At 71.3% G+C, this 14,566-nt stretch carries 10 protein-coding genes; 2 read left to right on the top strand and 8 right to left on the bottom strand.

Annotated features, from left to right (window positions below; genetic code table 11):
* Positions 1 to 5: 5 nt before the first annotated feature.
* The 7 genes from RH864_RS00495 to RH864_RS00465 all read right to left on the bottom strand — a co-directional run bounded on the left by RH864_RS00495 (position 6) and on the right by RH864_RS00465 (position 8,766).
* The gene (locus RH864_RS00495; RefSeq protein ID WP_396129929.1) at positions 6 to 344 is read right to left on the bottom strand and encodes an MGMT family protein; all 339 of its coding nucleotides are present in this window, start codon (positions 342 to 344) and stop codon (positions 6 to 8) included.
* A 19-nt stretch (positions 345 to 363) separates the two neighbouring features.
* Positions 364 to 816 carry a GNAT family N-acetyltransferase gene (locus RH864_RS00490; RefSeq protein WP_310515550.1) on the bottom strand — a complete coding sequence of 151 codons (453 nt, stop codon included), beginning with the start codon at positions 814 to 816 and terminating at the stop codon, positions 364 to 366.
* Between the two features lie 92 nt (positions 817 to 908).
* A complete protein-coding gene (locus tag RH864_RS00485) occupies positions 909 to 1,577 on the bottom strand; it encodes a hypothetical protein (RefSeq protein ID WP_310515549.1) in 669 nt (222 codons plus the stop codon).
* A 157-nt stretch (positions 1,578 to 1,734) separates the two neighbouring features.
* Complete coding sequence (locus RH864_RS00480) at positions 1,735 to 4,536, bottom strand: cell wall-binding repeat-containing protein (protein ID WP_310515548.1); 2,802 nt, start codon at positions 4,534 to 4,536, stop codon at positions 1,735 to 1,737.
* 29 nt (positions 4,537 to 4,565) lie between these two features.
* Complete coding sequence (gene glmS, locus RH864_RS00475; protein ID WP_310515547.1) at positions 4,566 to 6,344, bottom strand: glutamine--fructose-6-phosphate transaminase (isomerizing); 1,779 nt, start codon at positions 6,342 to 6,344, stop codon at positions 4,566 to 4,568.
* Positions 6,344 to 7,384: an NAD-dependent epimerase/dehydratase family protein gene (locus tag RH864_RS00470; protein WP_310515546.1), complete on the bottom strand. Its 1,041-nt coding sequence runs from the start codon at positions 7,382 to 7,384 to the stop codon at positions 6,344 to 6,346. The genes glmS and RH864_RS00470 overlap by 1 nt, the downstream gene beginning before the upstream one ends.
* Before the next feature lie 26 nt (positions 7,385 to 7,410).
* A complete protein-coding gene (locus tag RH864_RS00465) occupies positions 7,411 to 8,766 on the bottom strand; it encodes a nucleotide sugar dehydrogenase (RefSeq protein ID WP_310515545.1) in 1,356 nt (451 codons plus the stop codon).
* A 204-nt stretch (positions 8,767 to 8,970) separates the two neighbouring features.
* Here RH864_RS00465 and RH864_RS00460 point away from each other — a divergent pair, with 204 nt between their 5' ends.
* Positions 8,971 to 10,257: a glycosyltransferase family 2 protein gene (locus RH864_RS00460; protein WP_310515544.1), complete on the top strand. Its 1,287-nt coding sequence runs from the start codon at positions 8,971 to 8,973 to the stop codon at positions 10,255 to 10,257.
* A gap of 15 nt (positions 10,258 to 10,272) precedes the next feature.
* Here RH864_RS00460 and RH864_RS00455 read toward each other — a convergent pair whose 3' ends face one another.
* Positions 10,273 to 12,942 carry a helix-turn-helix transcriptional regulator gene (locus RH864_RS00455; RefSeq protein ID WP_310515543.1) on the bottom strand — a complete coding sequence of 890 codons (2,670 nt, stop codon included), beginning with the start codon at positions 12,940 to 12,942 and terminating at the stop codon, positions 10,273 to 10,275.
* 362 nt (positions 12,943 to 13,304) lie between these two features.
* On the opposite strand from RH864_RS00455, the gene RH864_RS00450 reads away from it, so the two are divergent.
* Positions 13,305 to 14,522 (top strand): NADP-dependent isocitrate dehydrogenase, encoded by a 1,218-nt coding sequence (locus RH864_RS00450; protein ID WP_310515542.1) that lies wholly within the window; start codon positions 13,305 to 13,307, stop codon positions 14,520 to 14,522.
* Positions 14,523 to 14,566 lie beyond the last annotated feature (44 nt).

Below are 14,566 nucleotides of genomic sequence, written 5' to 3'. Positions count from 1 at the left end.
CGGGGTCAGGGGTTCCAGCGGCACGCGGCGAGGTCGATGCGGTAGCCGTCGGGGTCGTCCGAGGGAGCCGAACGCAGCGGGGTGCCTTCGGTCTCGTAGTGCGCGCGCGCAGGTTCGGCGTGCCCGGAGGGTGGCCGGCCGCCCGCCCGGACGACGCGCCACCACGGGGCATCCGAGCCGTACCTGGCCATCACCATGCCGACGGCGCGCGCCCCGCGTGAGCCGAGCACGGCCGCGACGTCGCCGTAGGTCGCGACCTCGCCGGGCGGGATGTCGGCGACCACCGTGAGCACGGCGTCGACGAATGACGACGGCCGAGGCATCCGCACCGGGGGCTCGGGCACGTGGTCGGGCTCGCGCCCGTCAGAGCTCGAGGGCGCCGATGACGTCGCCGTAGGCGGTCTCGCCGACATCGCGGAACCCGATCCGGTGGAAGAACTCGCCGGGACCCTCGTCGCCCGGCTCCCACAGCACGTTGATGTGGTCGAAGCCGCGGCGCTTGGCCTCTTCGGCCAGCGTCTTCGCGAGGAAGCGGCCGACGCCCTGGCCCTGCGCCTCGGCGTCGACGTTGATGCGCCAGATGCACGCCCGGAACTCCTCGCGCTCGTTCTCGGGGTCGAAGTTGCCGTGGATGAAGCCCACGACCCGGTCTTCGAGGAGGGCGACGCGCTGCCACGCGGTGTCGGGATTCACGACGGAGGCCTCGGCCGAGTAGGTCACCGGGGCGATGAACTGCTCCTGCCCCGGCTTCAGCGACAACTGGTTCGCTGCCACGATGTTCGACGCGGACAGGTCTTCCAGTCGCAGCTCAGCCATGGAGCAAGGCTAACCCGGGGCGGGCGTTCAAGAGAACTCCGGTCTGCGAGGAGGCGGTCAGGACGCGTCACGACACGTCACGTCGCGCACGATCAGCGGACGCCGCTCGTGGTCACGACGCGACGCCACGGGCCGTCAGGCACGTCCTCTTCGTCGACGAACTGCCAGTCGACGCGGTCGTCCTCACCGTTCAGCTCGGTGAAGCCGAGGCACCCGTTGAGGGCGGGCGAGACATCCATGCCGGCGCCGTTGTAGCGCCGGTTCGCGGGGCGCCGGTCGTCGTCGCCGAAGACGTACGCGGCGTCGTGGTACTCGCCGGGCCCGGCGTCCTGGATCTGGCCGTAGCACTCGCGCCCGTTCGCATGGAGCCGCACCCAGCGGTTCTTCATCAGGCTCACCGTGGGGTCGTCGACGAGCTCGCGGTATCCGGGCTCGTCGGCCCACGGGATGACCTCGCCGCGCCGGGCGAAACCCTCGGGGTCGTTGAGATCGTCGTACGGGAGGTCGAGGTAGAACGGGTTCTCGTTCGGGGTCATCGCCGTCGGGAAGTAGTCGTCGGCCGCGGTGCGCGCCTCGGTCTCGCAGACGCCGTCCTCGAGGCGGCCGTCGCAGCCGCCGTACGAGGCCATCCAGCTCGAGTCGTAGGTCGAATACTCCTGGGTGCCGTCCTCGGCGTCGGGGTCGAACACCTCGCCGACCCAGAACGTGGTCGCCACGATGTCGGTGTGCCAGGGGTACCCGCCGGGCGTGGGTGCGGTCATCGGGTCGCCTCCGTCGGACGATGCGCACGCGCTGAGCACGACCGCGGTCGCGACGAGCGCGAGCACGGTCGCGGCGACAGTGGGCGCGGTCGCGAGGACCGCGGGCGCGGTCGCGCCCGGCCCGTGGAGACCACGGGCCGGGCGCGGGGCCCCTCGATCAGGTACAGACCTGCAGGTTCGCGACATTGGCGCTGAGGGTCGCGGCGCTGCCGAACAGGACCAGGTTGCTGGACCCGTGTCGCGTGAGCCCGGCCGATGCCGACGGGCTGAGGCACGCGTTGCGCGAGAGGTAGATCGGCGCGTTCTTCCAGCCCGCGAGCGCCGACCCGACGAGCGCGTCGGGGAAGTTCTCCCCGCTCGCGAGGTACATCGTCGGAGCCGCCCCGAACGCGTCGGCGTTGATCGCGGACGCCGTGGCGTACCGGTCGGGGCCCGCCAGCCGCTGCACCGAGGTGACGCCGGGGACGGTCGCCAGTGCGCTCGCGATCTGCGGGCTCACCGACGGCGTGCTGCCCGTGATCTTCACGCTGCTCACATTGAGCGTGTCGAGCAGGGTACGGGTCGCCTGGCTGAGCGTCGTGTCGTTGCCCGGCACCAGGATCGTCGGCCCGTTCGCCTTCGCCGCCGCGGGGGCCGCAGCCAGCGCGTCGGGGAAGTTGGTGCCCGTCGCCACGTACGCCGTCGCGGCGCCCGAGGTGCCGAACGCGTTCGCCGCGATGAGCCGCGAGGTCTCGTACCGGTCGACGCCTGCGATGCGCTGCACCGTGGCGATCTGTGCGAGCTGGGTCGCGACCGCGCTCGAGACGTTGTCGACCCCGCCGACGATCACGATGCGGCCGGGCTTCAGTCGCACGATCTCGGCGCGGACCGCGGCGGGCAGCGCCGTCGGAGCCGTGAGCAGCAGTGGCGAGTTGAACTGCGCCGCCGCCGGGGCGGCCGACAGCGCGTCGGGGAAGTTCAGCCCGTTCGCGATGTAGACCCGCGCGACGCCGGGGCTGTACGACTTCGACGACACCGCCACGGCCGTCAGGAACCGGTCGGCCCCCTCCATCCGGGTCACTGTCACCGAGCGCGCCTGCACGTCCGACGTCTGCGCGGAGGTCGCGCTCGCCGTCGCCGTGCCGAGTGTGCCCGTGACCCGCACCGACATCCGCGCAGCGAGGTCGGCGTCCACGAGCGTGTACGTCCGGTTGGTCGCGCCGCTGATCGCGGTGCCGTTCCGCAGCCACTGGTAGGTCAGGGTGACTCCGGCGGGCGTCCACGTGCCGGCGATGGCCGCGAGTTCGAAGCCCACCTGCGGATTGCCCGAGATCACCGGGACGGCGGGCGTGATGGTTCCCGCCGTGACCACGACCCCTGGCGTCGATGTCGCACTCGCCGTGCTGCCGCCGGCGGGCGTGCCCGTGACCTGCACGGTCAGCGTGGCGCCGACGTCGGCGGCGACTGGCGTGTACGTCGCGTTGGTCGCGCCGCTGATCGCCGTGCCGTTCCGCAGCCACTGGTAGCTGAACGTCGCCGGCGCGGGCGTCCACATGCCGGGGTTCGCGGTGAGCACCTGCCCGACCTGGGCGGTGCCCGTGATGGTCACGACGCCGGGGACGGTGACGGCCGGCGCGCCGTTCAGGTCGTACAGCTCGTAGTCGTCGGTCACGAGCTCGCCGTTGGAGATCAGGTTCAGCCCGAAGCTGATGCCCGTGTACCCCGCCGGGATGGCCGGCGAGTCCCAGACCGCCTGGCTGTACGTGGTCGCGGCCGCGAAATACGGGCTCGACGTCCAGTACTCCCACCCGCCGAGCGCGTTGCGCAGGTAGACGGCGAACTGCGTGACCGCGGTCGAGGTGTACCAGGTCCGCAGCGAGTACTGAGTGCCGGCCGTCACGGTCGGCGCGCACGTGCCGAAGTCCATCGTCATGATGGTCTTCGCATCGCCGTCGACGTAGTTCGACATGACGAGCTTCTCGGCGACGTTGCCCGTGCGACCGGGCGACACCGTGCTGAAGGTCGGCGTGTTGCTGCCGAACCCGGCGAGGATGAAGCAGTCGGGCACGCCGTTCGTGCCGAGCGTCTCGAGGCTGGCGTTCTTGATGCCGTTCACCCCGGGACCGGGGGCCGGCGGGTACGACGTGTCGACGATGGGCTTGACCGCGCCGCCGAACGCCTGCTGCACGGTCTTCACGGACGTGTTGTGCGTCGCTGACCGGCCGGCGAGCCACTGCGCGAACTCCGTGAACAGGCTCGTGGAGACCTCGAGCCCCTCTGCGTCGCAGTTGTCGCACACGTGATGGAACGTGAGGCCCACCCAGCCGCCCGTGGAGCTCTCGGCGTTGATGACGGTGTTCTGCAGGTCCGCGAGCGTCCACGTGTTGTCGACCATGTCGGGCACCCTGAGCTCGAACGGGTCGGCCGGCGCCGGCAGCGACTCGGCGAAGCCGCACCCCGCGCAGCCGAACCTGGTCTCGATGTCGCCGAGGTTTCTGGCGGTGTTGTACCCGCAGTCGGCGACCGCCTGCTTGGCGGTGTCGCTCATGGACGCGAAGGGGTACGCGAAGCTCGTCACCTGGAAGCCCCACGAGGTCAGCGTCTCGCGGCTCTGGCAGGCCTGGGCCTTCGCCTCGTTCGCGTTCAGCGTGGCCATGTCGGGGTGCGTCACGGTGTGCGAGCCGATCTCGTGGCCGGCCGCGGCGAGCGCGTCGAGGTCGGCCCGGGTCTGATAGCCCGGCTGGCCGATGAATCCGCTGAGGGTGTAGAACGTCGCGTCGAGGTTGTTGGCGTTGAGGATGTCGGCCGCGGCCATCTGGTTGGCGTTCGAGTCGTCGAACGTGATGCTGACGACGGTCGGCGCGCCCTCGAGCGCGGCGGCCGGCGTGGCGGTGGCGACGAGCGAGGCCGCGAGCGCGGCGCCGGCGATGATCGCCGACGAGCGCAGGAGGACTCCCGGTCGTCGATTCGGGGGCTTCATGGCGTGCTCCTTCGTTGGAGGCTCCACGGTCAGTCGACCGTGACGGATTTGGCGAGATTGCGCGGCTTGTCGGCGTCGAGGCCGAGTTCGACGGCCAGTTCGAGCGCGAGTTGCTGCACGGGCACGGACGCCTCGATGGGCCCCCATGGCAGCCGGTCTTCGACCGGTGCCTCGATGCGACTGCCGACGCGGCCGACCGTGATGACGTTGCCGCCACGGGCCCGCACCTCGGCGATGTTCGTCGGCAGGCGCACATCGCCGTCGTCGATGACGATGACGGGTGTGCCCTGCTCGACGAGCGCGAGCGGGCCGTGCTTGAGCTCGCCCGCCGGGTAGGCCTCGGCCCAGCGGTAGGTGAGCTCCTTGAGCTTGAGCGCACCCTCGCCGGCGTAGGGCACGGCGGCCCCGCGACCGAGGAAGACGAAGCCCGAGGCGTCGCGCACCTCGCGGACGGTCTCGACGAGCGAGGCGTCCTGGACGGCTCGCGCGAGCCGGTCGGGCACGCGCCTCAGCTCGTCGGCGAGGCGGCGCGCGAGGCTGCGATCGATGAGGTCGCGATCGACGAGGGACGAGATCACGAGCCCGGCCCCGACGAGGATCTGACACACGAACGTCTTGGTCGCGGCGACGCCGATCTCGGGACCGGCCTGGCAGCCGATCGCAGCGTCGACGCTCCGCGCGAGCGTGGAGTCGAGGTTGTTGACGAGGGCGAGCACCGGGACGCCCGCCGGGTCTTCGTCGACCGCGCGCAGCACGTCGGCGGTCTCGCCGGACTGGCTGATCGCGAGCGTGAGCGTGCCCGGCTCGACGAACGTGCCGGATGCCTCGCTCGCCACCACGGGCTGGAATCCGCCGCCGCCGAGCCGGGTGAACACGCCGCCGATCACCTGCCCGGCGTTCAGCGAGGTACCGCACGCGAGGACGCGGAGGCGCTGGAACGGCGGCAGGCCGAGGTCATGCCAGAGCCGGCCGTCGGCCACGCGGTCGGCGATGGCGTCGACCGCACGCGCGGCGGCGGCCGGCTGCTCGGCGATCTCGGCGGCCATGTGCCGGTCGTGCTCGGCGACGAGGGCGTAGGACGCGCGGCCGGGCCCGGCGCGGAGCGCGGGCGGCTCGATCGGCGTCCCGGCCGAGGTCCAGACGACCCGGTCGCCTACCTCCACGATGTCGTGGTCGCCGAGGACGCGGAAGTCGTCGACCCAGGACGCGACCGCCGCGATGTCGCTCGCGAGGAACACGCCCTCGGCGGATTCGCCGACGATGAGCGGCGAACGGTGCGACGCGGCGGCGAGGCGGCACGTCCGGCTGTCGAGCACGACGATCGCCCACGAGCCGCGCAACCGCGCGACGGTGCCCGCGACCGCCTCGATCAGGCCGTCCCCGCCCGCGAGCGCGTCCTCGACGAGGTGCGCGATGATCTCGCTGTCGACGTCGGAGGCGAACACGTGCCCGGCCGAGACGAGCTGCCGGCGCAGCTCGACGACGTTCTCGATGATGCCGTTGTGCACGACGCTCACGCGCCGGCTGCAGTCCTGGTGGGGGTGGGCGTTCGCGACCGAGACGGCACCGTGCGTCGCCCACCTGGTGTGGCCGATCCCCGTGCCGTTCAGCGCCGGGCCCTCCCACGCGTCGACGAGCTCGCTGAGCGCGCCGACCCGCTGGGTGGTACGGAACACCGCGGTGCTGCCGTCGGCGGCCGAGAGGGCGACGCCGGCCGAGTCGTAGCCGCGGTACTCGAGCAGCCTGAGCCCCGAGACGAGCCGTTCCGCGGCCGAGCCGGGGCCGCGGCACGCGATGATGCCGCACATCAGCGCACCTCGATGGCGGGTTCGAGCCCGACGCCCGCCGTCATCGGCATCGCGAGCTGCATGGTCTCCGACGGGTGTCCGCCGTCGCGTGCGGTGTCGGCGACGCGCATGATCACCTCGTCGAGCGGCGTGGTGGGCTCGAAGCCGATGAGCGAGCGCGCGAGCCCGTTGTCGGGCACCCGGCGCCGCATGTCCTCGTAGCCTGGCGCGTAGGCCTGCTCGTACGGCACGAACCGGATCTCGCTCGAGCTGCCGAGCACGTCGATGATGCGCATCGCGAGCTCGAGGATCGAGATCTCGCGCGACCCGCCGAGGTTCACCGCGCGGCCGTAGGCCTCGGGCGTCTCGGCGAGTGTCGCGATCGCCGGGACGACGTCGCCCACGTACGAGAAGCACCTGGTCTGCCGTCCGTCGCCGAACACCGTCAGCGGCTCGCCGCGGAGGGCCTGGTTGACCAGGTTCGGCACGACCATGCCGTAGCGCCCGGTCTGGCGCGGGCCGACCGTGTTGAACAGGCGGACGATGGCGACCCTGGTGCCGTGCTCGCTCCAGTACGCGTGCGCGAACGACTCGTCGATGCCCTTGGCGGCCGCGTACGTCCAGCGCGACGTGAGCGGCGATCCGAGGATGCGGTCCGCGTCCTCGGAGAGCGCGTCTGCGGTGTTCTTGCCGTAGATCTCGCTGGTCGAGGCCAGCAGCAGCGTCGACCCGGTCTCGAACACCGCGTGCAGCACGTTCTCGGTGCCGTGGATGTTCGTGCGGAGGCTGCGCAGCGGCTGCTCGACGATGAGCTTCACGCCGACCGCCGCCGCGAGGTGGAACACCCGGTCGGTCGCGCCGACGATGCGCTCGACGAGCGCGCGGTCGAGGATCGACCCCTGGATGATCCTGAGCCGGTGGTCGTGTTCGAGGTGGGCGAGGTTCCGCCGGGAGCCCGTCGAGAAGTCGTCGAGGACGACGACCTCGTCTCCGCGCGCGAGCAGATGCTCGACCAGGTGACTGCCGATGAATCCGGCTCCGCCGGTGATCGCCGAGCGCATCATGTTCTCCTTCTCGAGTCCGCGGTTCAGAGCAGGACCCGCTGGGGCAGGTCGGCGCCGCGATAGGTGGTGTCGAGCACGGTGGGGACCTCGGCGAGCCAGGACTGGTCGACCGAGGTGTGCGCGGTGTGCAGCACGACGAGGTCGGGCTCGAACGCGAGTGCGTCGGCCGTGTCGACGAGGATGCTGCCGTCGCGGAGCCGCAGCTGCGGGAAGTGCGGGTCGTGGAAGGCCACGGTCGCACCGGCCTGCTGCAGCAGGCTCAGGATCTCCAGCGCGGGGGATTCGCGCAGGTCGGCCACGTCGGCCTTGTAGGCGACGCCCACGACCAGCACGCGTGCGCCGGTGATCGACTGGCCGCGGTCGGCGAGCTCTTCCCTGACCCGTTCGAAGACCCGGCGGGGCCGCACGGCGATCTCGGACATGGCCTGCTCGATGAGCGGCAGAATGATGTGCTCCTTGCGCAGCTGCCAGAGCAGGTAGTGCGGGTCGCACGGGATGCAGTGCCCGCCGACCCCGGGGCCGGGGTAGAACGGCATGAAGCCGTACGGCTTCGTCGAGGCCGCGTTGACCACGTCCATCACGGGGACGCCGAGCGAGCTGCACGCCTCGGCGAACTCGTTCGCGAGCGCGATGTTCACCGCGCGGAACGTGTTCTCGACGAGCTTGGTCATCTCGGCCGCCTCGAGCGAGCCGACCGGATGGATGAGCCGGGTCGAGCGGCTGAGCAGGGCCTCGCCCGCCTCGCGGCAGGACGGTGTGGCCCCGCCGACGACGCGCGGCACGTCTTCGTGCTCGAAGCCCGCGTTGCCGGGGTCGATGCGTTCGGGGCTGAACGCGATGTGGATGTCGCGGCCGGGCTCGAAGCCGCGACGCTCGAGCGGCTCCACGAGGAACTCGCGCGTGCATCCGGCGTAGGTCGTCGAGGTGAGCATGATCAGCTGACCGGCCACGGCATGCTCGACCACCATGGCGCACGCGGCGCGGAGGATGCCGAGGTCGGGCGTCAGGTGCTCGTCGATGGGGGTCGGCACGCAGATCACGACCGCCGCGGCGTCGCCCAGCCGGGAGATGTCGCCGTCGATCGCGAAGCCCTCGTCGTCGCGGAGCGCGGCGGCGAGGCGGGCGCGGTCGAACTCGAGCAGATCCGCAGCCCCCGCGCGGATCTGCTCGAGCCGGCGCCCATCGGTGTCGATGCCGAGCACACGAGCACCGTTGGCATGGAAGGTCAGGCCGGTCGGGAGCCCGACGTACCCGAGGCCGACGATCGCGACGTCGAAGTCGAAGACCACGCGCGGGATCACCTGGATGCGCTCGGCCTGGCGGCGGCGGCGCGGCGGGGCGACCCGCGTGCGCGGCGTGATGATGGGTTCTGAAGTCATGGGGTCCTCGCAGTCGGGTACTGGTTGGCCGGCGGGCGGGCCGCCGGTGGTGCATCCGTCGCCAGTGTGGGCCCGCACCGACCCTGCTGGGAGGGCTCGGCGGCGAAGGTGTGGAAAACCGCACGCGATCCACACCCCGATGTGGTCCCGGGTCGGCGCGTCCTGACCGCGAGTACGTTCGAGTCCGAGGTGAGGAGCCCCCCAGTGACCACTTTCGTGATCCTCGTCATCCTCATGGTCGGGGTGAACACCCTGCTGTGGGCGAGTGCCGGCGCACTGCGCTATCTGCGTTCGCGCGCGGTGGAGCCCGCACCCGTCGCGACCGGCCGGCGCATCGAGCCCGACCGGGTCGCGGTGCTCATCCCGGCGCATAACGAGGAGCTCGTGATCGGTGACACGATCAGCTCGGCCTGCACCCAGGTCCGCGCCGATCAGGTGTTCGTCGCGTCGGACGGCTCGACCGACGGCACCTCCGACCTGGCGCGCGCTGCCGGCGCGAACGTGCTCGACCTCGACCCGAACCGCGGCAAGGCCGGCGCCATCGTCGCGGCCATCGAGCATTTCGAGCTCATCCGGCGGTTCGACGTCGTGCTCCTGCTCGACGCCGACACCAGGCTCCACGTCGACTATCTCGCGTCCGGGCTCCCCGCGTTCGACGACCCCGGTGTGGTCGCGGTCGCCGGCCGGGCGACGACCACGACCGATCCGCCGCCCGCGACGAGGTTCGGCCGGCTCCTCCTCGCGTACCGCGAACGGTTCTACGTCGTCGTGCAGTACCTGCTCAAGTACGGCCAGGCCTCGCGGCCGGCGAACGTCGTGTCGATCGTGCCCGGCTTCGCGAGCATGTACCGCACGAGTGTGCTCGCCGAGATCGACATCAACGCACCCGGGCTCGTGATCGAGGACTTCAACATGACGTTCGAGCTGCACGCGAAGCGGCTCGGGCGCATCGACTTCCGCCCGAACGCGGCGGTCGCACGCACCCAGGACCCCGACACGTTCGAGGACTACGTGAAGCAGATGCGGCGCTGGACGCTCGGGTTCTGGCAGACCGTGCGGCGGCACCGGGCCCGGCGCGACCGGTTCTGGGCGGCGCTCACGCTCTACATCGTCGAGCTCGTGGTCTCGAGCGCCATGCTGCTGCTCATGATCGGCCTGCTGCTCGCGGCCGGCGGCGTCTGGGCGTGGTCGGCGGTGACCGGCGACATCGGGCCGATGGACGGGTTGTGGCGGGTGGCGCCGCCCGTAGCCATCCTGCTGGGCATCTACATCCCCGACCTGCTGCTCACGATCGCGGCGGTCATCGCGTCCCGCCGGCCCGGCTACTTCGCCTACGCGATCGTGTTCCCGGTGCTGCGCGCGGTCGACGCGGCGATCTGCCTGCGCTCGCTCGGCGAGGCGGTCACCGGGCGGCGCATCGCGAGCGGCCGGTGGACGAGTCCGACGAGGCGGGCCGCCGCCGCTGAGGCGGCGCGGCCCGCGTCATCGTGAGCGGATGCTCCGGCGTCAACCCGACCGGGGGAGCACCGCCGGCTCGGCGCCGGCCTCGGCGAGTGCCGAGATCAGCTGCGCGCGCGAGCCGATGCCGAGCCGCTGGTAGATGCGTGTGAGCCGCACCTCGACGGTCCGCAGCGAGACGTAGAGCATCGCGGCGATCTCTTTGTTCCGCAGGCCCTGCCGCACGAGGTCCACGACCCTGCGCTCGTCGTCGCTGAGCGTCGAGAGCACGGGATGTGCCGGACGGCTGCTCGCGACCGGTCGAGCGTGCTCGGTCCGGGTGATCCACTGGACGGTGCCGAGCTGCGTGAAGACCGCGCGGGCGGCCCGCCGGTGTTCGTCGGCCTCGCTTGCGCGCCCGAGGCCCGCGAGTCGCTCGGCCCAGCTCATGAACGTGCGCGCCCGCTCGAACATCAGATCGGGTGGGGTGGCGAGCCGCAGGGCACGGTCGAACGCGATCAGGGATTCCTCCCCGGGGGCGAGGAGCGCGGCGATCCGCGCTCCCGCCTGACGCGTCCAGGGTGTCGCGAACGGTTCCGCCCGGCGCGCGAAGTCCCGCGCCTGGGCGAGGGCCTCCTCGTGGCGGCCGGTGGCCGCGTACGCCTCGACCAGATCGACGTCGTAGCGCAGCAGGGACGGGTTCGGAAACGCCGCGCCAGCGGCCGCGGCCGTCTTGAGCACGGCGACCGCATCGTCGAACCGGCCCTCCGCGAGCGCGGCCTGCCCCTGATAGACCGCGAGGCGCGCGGCGATGGCGGGGTCGTCGAACGCGAACTGCCGGTGCAGCTCCGCGATGTCGAGGTCGACGTCGCCGAGCGCGAGCCGGCGCCAGGCGAGCAGCATCTGCTCGAGGGGGTGGTCGGCGCGTCCGCGCGCGTGGCGGTTCCGCTCGATGAGCGCCGTGGCCTCGAGCTGGCGGCCCGCGCGGATCTCGAGCTCGGTCAGGTAGGCCCGCGCGTACTCCTCGAGCAGGGGCGCCGGTGCCGGCTCCGCGCTCAGGACCGCGCGCAGCGCCTGTCGTGCGTCGTGGTTGCGGTCGAGGAAGGTGAGGCTGCGGCCGAGCATGAGGAGCTCGATCGTGCTCGCCGTGCCCGGCCGGTGCCGGCCGCCGATGCGCGCGATCAGCGCCTTCGCCGGTGCGGCGTCGCCCGCGAGCGCGGCGACCTGCATGCGCACCAGGTCGTGCAGGTTGGCGGGCCCCGGCGCCTCGACCGGGGCCGGCGCACGGACCGCGGCGGCCCGGTCGAGCAGACGGCTCGCCTCGGCGTGTTCCCAGCGCTCGGCGTGCACGGCCGCGAGCTGCGTCAGCTGAGGGGCATCCTCATTGCCGCGCGCGACCAGCATCGCGTAGTCGGGCGTGTCGAGCGAGAGTCGCCTCGTGGCGACGAAGGTGCTCAGCACCCGGATCAGCGAGACCGGGGCGTGCGTCTCGTGGCCGGGCGACGTGCGTCTGGACCACCGGGCGTACCGCTCCGCGTACGCGGGCTCGCCGTGCAGGAAGCACGCGCTCGCGAGGTCGAGCAGCGGTGCGGCGAGCGTGCCCGTCGGCTGGCCGTGCGCGAGCGCGCGCTCGGCGAGCTCGACCGCCTGCCAGGTGTGACCGGCGTGCGCGAACCGGGCCGCGGCGGCCGCGAGCGTCGTCGCGGCCGTCGACGACTGGTCGCGCAGGCTCGCGTGCCAGCACGCGAGCCCGGCATCGTGGTCGCGTTCGGCGAGCTCGGCCTGCTCGTGCAGGAGCCGCCTGCGGTCGAGCGGCATCGACCAGTAGACGCGCGAGCGGAGCACGGGATCGGTGAGGTGCACGTACCCGCGCTCACGCGTGACGACCCCGTCCGAGAGCAGCCGCTCGAGCGCGTCGGGGTCTTCGGCGCCGATCGCGGCGGCCGAGTGCAGGTGTGCGCTCGACAGCGTGGCGATGAGCGGCTCGACATCGGTCTCGGCGGATGCGGGGGAGAGCCGGAACGGCAGCTCGATCGGGGCGGCCCGCACGAGCTGCTCCTCGCTCAGCCGGCTCGCGATCTCCGCGAGCGCACGCGCGTTGCCCCGTGCCGCGCCGACGATGATGTTGCGCACTGCGCGGTCGGCGCGATGATCGGTGAGTGCGGAGGCGACGTGCATCGACTGGTCCGCGTCGAGCGACTCGAGCCGGAACCGGGGGATGGCCCCGAGCAGGTCGGCGCGCTGCTCCGAGCTCATGGCTGCGACCAGGTGCAGGCCCGTGCCGCCCAGCCGGCCGGCGATCATCGACAGCACGGCGCGGCTCTCGGGGTCCATGAGGTCGGCGTCGTCGATGATCAGCACGCCCGGCGATGAGCCGGCCGCGCGCAGCAGCGTGAGGAAGGCGGCGGCGGCGACCGACGGCGCGGGTGCGGTGCCGGTCCTCGCGAGCAGCGTGGCCGAGAGGTTCGCGACGGCCGGGTCGTCGAACGACGCTGCGATCGCGGACAGTCCGGAGTACGGGATGTCGCGCTCGGATGCGCTCACGCGCGCCCGGTGCACGGCGTAGCCGTCGGGATGGATGCCGTTCAGCAGCGTGCTCTTGCCCGAGCCGGGTTCGCCGGTCAGGAGCAGGGCGTGTTCGTGCGGCTCGGCGACGATCGCGGCGAGCCGGTCGAGCTCGGCGCGCCGGATCGTGGTCACGGTGTGTTCGAGGCGGTCGAAATGCTCAACATGGAACATCTCGGCGTCCAAACACGCGGTCGGTCTGGTCTTCGGCACATTGCGGGCACAATGCTTCGAACCGGGGAGCGGACATGGGGACTCGATTCGGGTTGGGTAATCGTCGCGCTCACGCTCATTGAGGGGGGCTCATGAACGTGAATCACGCTACGCCCGTTTTCCTGCGGGGTGTGCCCCCAGTTCGGGTGGCCGAAATCCGAGCATCGCTCGACTCTTCTGCGCACTCTCTCGATGTCGAGATATCTGCCCGAAGCGGTAAGCTGTTCCGCGGCGTGCCCGGCGGCCAGGACGAGCCGGCCGCGGGCGTTTCCGGCACGGCCCGCATCGATCCAAGGCCCGCACTGAATCAAGGAGAGCCCCTGTTGTCGAAGATCAAGGTTGAAGGTACCGTCGTCGAGCTCGACGGCGACGAGATGACGCGCATCATCTGGCAGGCCATCAAGGACCAGCTGATCCACCCGTACCTCGACGTGAACCTCGAGTACTACGACCTCTCGATCCAGAAGCGCGACGAGACCGACGACCAGATCACGGTCGACGCGGCGCACGCGATCCAGAAGCACGGCGTCGGCGTCAAGTGCGCGACCATCACGCCCGACGAGGCGCGCGTCGAGGAGTTCGGCCTCAAGAAGATGTGGCGTTCGCCGAACGGCACCATCCGCAACATCCTCGGCGGCGTGATCTTCCGCGAGCCGATCATCATCTCGAACATCCCGCGGCTCGTCCCGGGCTGGAACAAGCCGATCATCGTCGGCCGTCACGCGTTCGGCGACCAGTACCGTGCCACCGACTTCAAGTTCGAGGGCGAGGGCACGCTCACGATGACCTTCACCCCGAAGGACGGCTCGGAGCCGCAGTCGTTCGAGGTGTTCCAGGCGCCCGGCGCCGGCGTCGCGATGGGCATGTACAACCTCGACGAGTCGATCAAGGACTTCGCGCGCGCGTCGCTCAACTACGGCCTCTCCCGCAACTACCCGGTCTACCTCTCGACGAAGAACACGATCCTGAAGGCCTACGACGGCCGGTTCAAGGACCTGTTCCAGGAGGTGTTCGACGCCGAGTTCAAGGACCAGTTCGACGCGGCCGGCCTCACCTACGAGCACCGTCTCATCGACGACATGGTCGCCGCGAGCCTCAAGTGGGAGGGCGGCTACGTCTGGGCGTGCAAGAACTACGACGGTGACGTGCAGTCCGACACGGTCGCGCAGGGCTTCGGCTCGCTCGGCCTCATGACGAGCGTGCTCGCCACCCCCGACGGCAAGGTCGTCGAGGCCGAGGCGGCGCACGGGACGGTCACGCGCCACTACCGTCAGCACCAGCAGGGCAAGCCGACGTCGACGAACCCGATCGCGTCGATCTACGCCTGGACCCGGGGCCTCGCGCACCGCGGCAAGCTCGACGGCAACCAGGAGCTGATCGACTTCGCGTCCACGCTCGAGGACGTCGTCATCAAGACGGTCGAGTCGGGTTCGATGACGAAGGACCTCGCACTCCTCGTCGGGCCCGACCAGCCGTACGAGACGACGGAGCAGTTCCTGAACTCCATCGACGCGAACCTGAAGGCGCGCCTGGCCGCGTAGCCACATTCGCCGATGAACGGCCGGATGCCCCGTCGGGGCATCCG

Source organism: Agromyces aerolatus (assembly GCF_031432255.1).
GTDB lineage: Bacteria > Actinomycetota > Actinomycetes > Actinomycetales > Microbacteriaceae > Agromyces.
The sequence above is the reverse complement of the archived record's forward strand: the minus strand, read 5'-3'. Positions and strand labels throughout refer to the sequence as shown.

Excerpts from the sequence above, each read along its gene's own strand:
- RH864_RS00490 (WP_310515550.1), bottom strand. The coding sequence starts at position 816 with ATGGCTGAGCTGCGACTGGAAGACCTGTCCGCGTCGAACATCGTGGCA.
- RH864_RS00485 (WP_310515549.1), bottom strand. The coding sequence starts at position 1,577 with ATGACCGCACCCACGCCCGGCGGGTACCCCTGGCACACCGACATCGTG.
- RH864_RS00480 (WP_310515548.1), bottom strand. The coding sequence starts at position 4,536 with ATGAAGCCCCCGAATCGACGACCGGGAGTCCTCCTGCGCTCGTCGGCG.
- glmS (WP_310515547.1), bottom strand. The coding sequence starts at position 6,344 with ATGTGCGGCATCATCGCGTGCCGCGGCCCCGGCTCGGCCGCGGAACGG.
- RH864_RS00470 (WP_310515546.1), bottom strand. The coding sequence starts at position 7,384 with ATGCGCTCGGCGATCACCGGCGGAGCCGGATTCATCGGCAGTCACCTG.
- RH864_RS00465 (WP_310515545.1), bottom strand. The coding sequence starts at position 8,766 with ATGACTTCAGAACCCATCATCACGCCGCGCACGCGGGTCGCCCCGCCG.
- RH864_RS00455 (WP_310515543.1), bottom strand. The coding sequence starts at position 12,942 with ATGTTCCATGTTGAGCATTTCGACCGCCTCGAACACACCGTGACCACG.